Origin of the sequence: Rhodococcus sp. NPDC056960, from assembly GCF_042674125.1 — a bacterium.
GTDB lineage: Bacteria > Actinomycetota > Actinomycetes > Mycobacteriales > Mycobacteriaceae > Rhodococcus_F.
Map to the genome: position 1 here is coordinate 91,196 of NZ_JBHURF010000033.1, position 6,873 is coordinate 98,068.

Sequence of the window (6,873 nt, forward strand, 5' to 3'; positions counted from 1 at the left end):
GTATCGGTTTTCGGATCAGCTGTGGAGCAGGAAATGTTCAAGCACGCGTGTACCGAACAGTAGTGCGTCGACGGGTACCCGTTCGTCGACGCCGTGGAACAGCGCACTGAAATCGAGGTCGGCCGGCAACTGCAGCGGAGCGAACCCGAAGCACCGGATGCCGAGCTTCGCGAACGCCTTGGCGTCGGTTCCGCCCGACAGCATGTACGGCACGGTCCGGGCCTCGGGATCGTGCGCGAGGATTGCGTCGTTCATGGCGTCGACGAGGTCCCCGTCGAACGTGGTCTCGTAGGAGTCGAGCTTGGTGATCCATTCACGCGAGACGTCCGGCCCGATGAGTTCGTCGATCGTTGCCTCGAATTCGGCCTGCCTGCCGGGCAGGATGCGGCAGTCGACGACGGCTTCCGCGGTCTGCGGGATGACGTTGGCCTTGTAACCGGCCGACAGCATGGTCGGGTTCGCGGTGTCGTGGAGCGTGGCGCCGATGATGTTGGCGATGGTGCCGAGTTTCGCGAGGGTGCCGTGGAGGTCCGGCGACGTCGTGTCGAAGTCGAGTCCGGTCTCCTCGCCGGCCGCCGCGAGGAATTCGGCCACCGAGTCGGACATGACCAGCGGGAACGTGTGCGCGCCCAGCCGGGCGACCGCCTGAGCCAGGATGGTCACGGCGTTCTCGCCGTGCAGGAACGAACCGTGTCCGGCCCGTCCCTTGGCGGTGAGCCGCATCCATCCGAGGCCCTTCTCCGCGGTCTCGACGAGATAGAGCCTGCGGTCGGTGCCGTCCGGGCGGGCAACGGTCAGGGAGAACCCGCCGACCTCGCCGACTGCTTCCGTGACGCCCTCGAACAGGTCGGGACGATTCTCGACCAGCCACTGGCAGCCGTACTTGCCACCGGCCTCCTCGTCGGCGACGAACGCGAACACGAGATCGCGGGGCGGAACGATCCCCTCGGCCTTGAACTGGCGGGCGACCGCCAGGATCATCCCGACCATGTCCTTCATGTCGACGGCGCCGCGACCCCACACGTAACCGTCCTCGACAGCTCCGGAGAACGGGTGGACCCGCCAGTCGGCCGGCTCGGCGGGGACGACGTCGAGGTGACCGTGCAGCAGCAGCGCGCCGCGGTCGGCGTTCGAACCCTTCAGCCGCGCGAACACGTTGCCGCGGCCGGGTGCCCCCGACTCCACGTACTCGGTCTCGTAACCCACTTCCTGCAGTTGGGCCGCCACCCACTCCGCACACTCGCGCTCGCCCTTCGTCGTGGCGAGTTCTCCGGTGTTGGACGTGTCGAAGCGGATCAGTGAACTGACGAGATCCACGACTTCGGCTTCGGCGCGACCCTGGCCTGGGGTTTCCTGTGTAGTTGGCACTCCACTTTCCTACCACCGGAGCAGCGGAAACGCTCCGGTGAGAGGGGCGATTTGGGCCGTGGCGGTTCATCGGTTAATCTTTTGCAGCACCCAGGAAATGGGGGCAGGCAAGTCCGAGTGGCGGAATGGCAGACGCGCTAGCTTGAGGTGCTAGTGTCCTATTAACGGACGTGGGGGTTCAAGTCCCCCCTCGGACACTCTGAGTTGAGACAGACGAAAAAGCCCCGGTTCATCGAACCGGGGCTTTCTTCGTGAGAGGGCGAAGTTCGATGGGTGAAACAACGACGACGATCGATCCGGCGGATCTCGAGATCTGCCTGAAGGTTCTCGATCAGGCGGCGGAACTCGACGATGCGGATCCCGATTCCGTCACGGTCCAGCGTGCCGTCGGTCACCTCTTCAAGAAGCTGAAGAAGCGTCGGCGCATCGCCGCCCGGGACGCCGTCTCCGAGGCCGACCGGCAGGTCGTCGCCGCGACCGCGACCGGGTCACCCGATCGGATCGACGACGAGACCGCGGGCATCCCACTCACGTCGAACGCCGACGGCGCGTCCGCAGGAACCCTCATCCGGCCCCGCCCCTGCTACATCTGCAAGCAGCGCTACATCAGGGTCGACGCCTTCTACCACCAGCTGTGCCCCGAGTGCGCGACGAAGAGCCGGGCCAAGCGGGACGCGCGCGCCGACCTCACCGGACGCCGGGCACTGCTGACCGGTGGCCGCGCCAAGATCGGCATGTACATCGCGCTGCGGTTGCTGCGCGACGGCGCCCACACCACGATCACCACCCGGTTCCCCAACGACGCCATCCGCCGGTTCAAGGCGATGGAGGACAGCGACCAGTGGATCCACCGCCTGCGCGTCGTCGGTATCGATCTGCGTGATCCGGCGCAGGTCGTGGCGCTCGCCGATTCCGTCGCAGCGCAGGGCCCGCTGGACATCCTGATCAACAACGCCGCACAGACGGTCCGGCGCTCCCCCGGTGCCTACAGCGCACTGGCGGATGCCGAATCCGGCGCCCTGCCCTCCGGCGACCTGCCCGACGTCCTGACGTTCGGCAAGACGAGCGATGCCCACCCGGCGGCACTCGCGGGCTCGCTGTCCGACGTGTCCGTCATGGCGGGCGCCGCGCTGTCCCCCGACGCCGTGAGCTCGCTCGCGCTGGTCGCGAAGTCGGCGTCCCCCGAACGCATCGACCAGGGTCTCGCGATCGACGCCGGAGGCCTGTTGCCCGATCTGGCGCACACGAACAGCTGGGTCCAGACGGTCGAGGAGGTCGACCCGATCGAACTGCTCGAGGTGCAGTTGTGCAACTCGGTCGCGCCGTTCATCCTCGTGTCCCGCCTGCGTCCCACGATGGCGGCGGCCGGCGCCCGCCGCAAGTACGTGGTGAACGTCTCCGCGATGGAGGGACAGTTCAGCCGCGCCTACAAGGGTCCGGGGCATCCGCACACCAACATGGCGAAGGCCGCGCTGAACATGCTCACCCGCACGAGCGCCAAGGAGATGCTCGACGACGGCATCCTCATGACCGCCGTGGACACCGGGTGGATCACCGACGAGCGCCCGCACTACACCAAGATGCGCCTGGCCGACGAGGGGTTCCACGCCCCGCTCGACCTCGTCGATGGTGCCGCCCGCGTCTACGACCCCATCGTCCAGGGCGAGCAGGGCGTCGATCTGCACGGCTGTTTCCTGAAGGATTACGAGCCCTCACCCTGGTGATCGAGCACCGCCCGGTTTCGTCGACGAGAGCATCGACACAGCGGGAGCACTCTCCGGCACGGGGATAATGGGAGCCGTACCGATCCGCGAGCATGGAGGCGCTTCATGGCGATAGCCGTTGTCCACCGAGACAGCCCGGAAGGCCGGGCGGCCATCGTCCACGCGGCCCGAGAGGCTGTGCAACGACGGGAACAGCTGCTCGTCCTCCACGTCCTCGACGACGACCCCGGGCAGGACGCCGAGTCCGACCGGTCCGCGCTGCGTGCCGAGATCCAGGCCACGCTCGAGAGTGGCGGGGTCGGCGAGTCGTCCTGGGAACTGCGCACCAACGAACACGACGGCGATCAGGTGAGCGCACTGCGCACTCTGGTCGACCGCAGCGGCGCCGACCTTCTCGTCGTCGGTACCCGGCGCATGTCGCCGGTCGGCAAATTCTTGTTGGAACGATGGCTGCAGCGACTCCTGCTGGAGGTCGACATTCCGATCCTGGTGGTCAAGGAAGACGCGCGCGGCACCGCCTGAACCGATACCGCGCGGACCCGGCCGGACGACGCCTACGATGGCGTAGGGAACAGTTCGGATGTCAGGGGTGCATCGATGGGGAGCGTGGTCTTCTACGAGATCGGCGCCGACGTCACGGTCGTCGCGCACCTGATCTTCATCCTGTACGTCGTCGGCGGCGGGTTCCTCGCATGGCACTGGCCGCGCACCATCGCACTCCACCTCGCCGCCGTGGCCTGGGGTTTCACCGGTCTCCTCGTCGGTATCGACTGCCCACTCACGCACCTGGAGAGCTGGGCCCGGGTGCACGCCGGGCAGGAACCACTCCCCTCGTCCGGTTTCATCGCCCATTACCTCACCGGGGTCGTCTACCCGGAATCGGCCGCCGGCGCGGTCGAGACGCTCGTCGCGCTGGCCGTCGTCACCTCCTGGGTCGGGTACGTCGTCCTCCGCGTGCGTACCAGGGCGCCCCTCGAACACACCCGCCCGGGCGGTGCCGGAGTCTGAGCCCACCCACTCCCTACCGGCGAGTAGGGTCGTGCCATGACAGACAGCGCACGTGAATTGGATCTCGTCGTCTACGGGGCCACCGGTTTCGTCGGCAAGCTTCTCGCCGACTATCTCGCGCAGCACGCCCCGGACGGTGTGCGGATCGCGCTCGCCGGGCGGACCGCCGCCAAACTCGAGGCGGTGCGGTCCTCGCTCGGCCCGCGGGCGGCCGACTGGCCCGTCATCGTCGCGAACTCCGACGACGACGCATCGCTCGCCGCCCTGGCCGGACGCACCCGTGTGGTCGCGACGACGGTCGGCCCCTACGCCAAGTACGGCCACGCCCTCGCCTCCGCTTGCGCCGAGGCGGGCACGGACTACGTCGACCTCACCGGGGAGGTGCTGTTCGCCCGCGAGAGCATCGACGCCAACCACGACCGGGCCCGCGAGACCGGCGCCCGGATCGTCCATTCCTGCGGATTCGACTCCGTTCCCTCCGACATCGGCGTGCACGTGCTCCACGGGAAGGTCCAGGCCGACGGCGCCGGCGAGCTCACGGACACCACCCTGGTGGTCACGTCCGTACGCGGCGGCGTCAGCGGCGGCACGATCGATTCGCTGCGTACCCAGGTGGACGTGTCGAAGAAGGATCCGGCGTTGCGGCGCCTCGCAGCGTCGCCGTACTCGCTGAGCCCCGCCCCCGCGAAGGAACCGGACCTCGGTAGGCAATCGGACATGAGCGTGGTCAACGGCACGGACATCGCGCCCGATCTGAAGGGCTGGAAAGCGCCCTTCTTCATGGGGCCCTACAACACCCGGATCGTGCGGCGGAGCAATGCGCTCCGGGACTGGGCGTACGGCAGGCAGTTCAAGTACCGCGAGGTCATGAACGTCGGAAGCTCGCCGCTCACACCGGTCGTCGCGGGTGCGGTCGCCGCCGGACTCGGCGCGATGGTGGTCGGGATGGCGATCCCGCCCACGCGCTACCTCCTCGACCGCGTCCTGCCCTCGCCGGGCGACGGGCCCAGCGAGGACGCCCAGCGGAAAGGGCACTTCACCATCGACCTGTACACGACCACCACCACCGGGGCGCGCTACACGTCACGGGTGAAGGCGAAGGGCGACCCCGGATACAGCGCCACCGCCGTGATGCTCGGTGAATCCGCGCTGAGCCTCGTCCTCGGCGGCGACGCGCTTCCGGACGCGGCCGGCGTCCTCACTCCCGCGACGGCACTCGGCGACGTGCTGGTGACACGTCTGCGGGACGCGGGCTTCGAGATTTCCGCACGAAAATTGTGAGGGATCGGGCGCGTGTGAAGATGACACGCGCCCACTACTCCCGCTAATGTCGACCCTTGTGCGCGGATGACCGTGCGCGAGACGAGAGACACGGGAGTCCGAGTGAACGGCACGAGCGCGCAGGCAGGCCCCGCGGCCTCGCTCGCCCTCGAGCCCTTCTGGCCCTCCCGCCGAGGCCACGCCTTCGACCAGGGATGTTGCTGACCAGCCTGCTCGCTGGTGTTGCTGCCCTGACGGTTCGTTCTCTCGGTCGGAGTCTCGATGTTCAAGCTCTTGATTTTCACGCTGGTCGGCGTGGGTGCCCAGCTGGTCGACGGCGCTCTCGGCATGGCCTTCGGCGTGACTGCGACCACCCTGCTCGTGTTCAGCGGCGTCGGACCCGCGCATGCCAGCGCGGCGGTGCACTTCGCGGAGGTCGGCACCACCCTCGCCTCCGGTGCGTCGCACTGGCGGTTCAAGAACATCGACTGGCCCCTCGTGCTTCGCCTGGGCGTCCCCGGCGCCATCGGCGCGTTCCTCGGCGCCACGGTGCTGTCGCAGCTGTCGACGGCCGCCGCCGTGCCCGTGACGTCCACGATCCTGCTGGCGATCGGCGTCTACGTCCTCCTCCGCTTCTCGATCCGTCCGCCCGCCGTCAACGACGCCCGAACCTCGCCGCACACGGCGAAGTTCCTTTCGCCGCTCGGGCTGTTCGGTGGTTTCATCGACGCGAGCGGCGGCGGCGGTTGGGGGCCGATCACCACCAGCACGCTGTTGTCGCGAGGCAAGACTGCACCGCGCACCGTCATCGGTTCGGTCAGCGCATCGGAGTTTCTGGTGTCGGCCGCGGCAAGCATCGGGTTCATTTTCGGTCTGGGCAGCGACTTCTTCGACAACATCCCCATCATCGCGGGCCTGGCCCTCGGCGGCATGCTCGCCGCACCCATCGCCGCGTGGCTCGTCAGCCGGGTGCCGGCGACCCTGCTGGGAACCGGTGTCGGCGGAATCATCATCATCACCAACGCGCAGAAGCTGTTCAAGACGTTCGACGTTGCCGGCGTCGCCGCCGCTTTCGGATACGTGGCGCTCGTCGCGATCTGGGCGGGGTTGCTCGTCGTCGCATGGCGCCGTTCGCGTCTCAGCGCTGCCGAGGCGGCCGGGGATCTGCACCGGATCGACGCCGACCGCGAGACTCCGGTGGAGTCGGACACCCCCGAGTTCGAGCCGTCTACCGGCGAGAAGGCCTGAGCACACCGTCCGCTCGCTCTCCGGCATTCCGCCGCCGGACATCGCCACACTGCATCCCTACCAGCGGGTAACATTGCTCCTGGTTCATGGCACCTGTCCGGTGCTCCGAAAACGGAACAGTGAGGCTTTTCATGACTGAGCGTGTTGAGGTCGGCGGTCTGCAGGTCGCTAAGGTGCTCTACGACTTCGTGAACGAGGAGGCGTTGCCGGGGACCGGGATCGACGTCGACGGTTTCTGGTCGGGTGCGGTGAAGGTGATCGACGA

At 67.9% G+C, this 6,873-nt stretch carries 6 protein-coding genes and 1 tRNA gene; 6 read left to right on the forward strand and 1 reads right to left on the reverse strand.

The features are described from left to right. Nucleotides 1-15: 15 nt before the first annotated feature. The gene (locus tag ACFTWF_RS37740; RefSeq protein ID WP_378466181.1) at nucleotides 16-1,368 is read right to left on the reverse strand and encodes a M20/M25/M40 family metallo-hydrolase; all 1,353 of its coding nucleotides are present in this window, start codon (nucleotides 1,366-1,368) and stop codon (nucleotides 16-18) included. A 111-nt stretch (nucleotides 1,369-1,479) separates the two neighbouring features. Between ACFTWF_RS37740 and ACFTWF_RS37745 the strand changes: the two genes are divergently transcribed. From ACFTWF_RS37745 to ACFTWF_RS37770, 6 genes are all read left to right on the forward strand, one after another. Further along, nucleotides 1,480-1,565 (forward strand) — tRNA-Leu (locus ACFTWF_RS37745). A 72-nt stretch (nucleotides 1,566-1,637) separates the two neighbouring features. Further along, nucleotides 1,638-3,092, forward strand: coding sequence for an SDR family NAD(P)-dependent oxidoreductase (locus ACFTWF_RS37750; RefSeq protein ID WP_378466182.1), 1,455 nt, complete (start codon nucleotides 1,638-1,640; stop codon nucleotides 3,090-3,092). A 105-nt stretch (nucleotides 3,093-3,197) separates the two neighbouring features. Then, nucleotides 3,198-3,614, forward strand: a complete 417-nt coding sequence (locus tag ACFTWF_RS37755; protein ID WP_378466183.1) for a universal stress protein — start codon at nucleotides 3,198-3,200, stop codon at nucleotides 3,612-3,614. Between the two features lie 75 nt (nucleotides 3,615-3,689). Next, nucleotides 3,690-4,100, forward strand: a complete 411-nt coding sequence (locus tag ACFTWF_RS37760; RefSeq protein WP_378466184.1) for a DUF2784 domain-containing protein — start codon at nucleotides 3,690-3,692, stop codon at nucleotides 4,098-4,100. Nucleotides 4,101-4,136: 36 nt separating this feature from the next. After that, a complete protein-coding gene (locus ACFTWF_RS37765; RefSeq protein ID WP_378466185.1) occupies nucleotides 4,137-5,381 on the forward strand; it encodes a saccharopine dehydrogenase family protein in 1,245 nt (414 codons plus the stop codon). A gap of 261 nt (nucleotides 5,382-5,642) precedes the next feature. Further along, the gene (locus ACFTWF_RS37770; protein ID WP_378466186.1) at nucleotides 5,643-6,608 is read left to right on the forward strand and encodes a sulfite exporter TauE/SafE family protein; all 966 of its coding nucleotides are present in this window, start codon (nucleotides 5,643-5,645) and stop codon (nucleotides 6,606-6,608) included. The last annotated feature ends 265 nt before the right edge of the window (nucleotides 6,609-6,873 follow it).

Excerpts from the sequence above, each read along its gene's own strand:
- ACFTWF_RS37750 (WP_378466182.1), top strand. The coding sequence starts at position 1,638 with ATGGGTGAAACAACGACGACGATCGATCCGGCGGATCTCGAGATCTGC.
- ACFTWF_RS37755 (WP_378466183.1), top strand. The coding sequence starts at position 3,198 with ATGGCGATAGCCGTTGTCCACCGAGACAGCCCGGAAGGCCGGGCGGCC.
- ACFTWF_RS37760 (WP_378466184.1), top strand. The coding sequence starts at position 3,690 with ATGGGGAGCGTGGTCTTCTACGAGATCGGCGCCGACGTCACGGTCGTC.
- ACFTWF_RS37765 (WP_378466185.1), top strand. The coding sequence starts at position 4,137 with ATGACAGACAGCGCACGTGAATTGGATCTCGTCGTCTACGGGGCCACC.
- ACFTWF_RS37770 (WP_378466186.1), top strand. The coding sequence starts at position 5,643 with ATGTTCAAGCTCTTGATTTTCACGCTGGTCGGCGTGGGTGCCCAGCTG.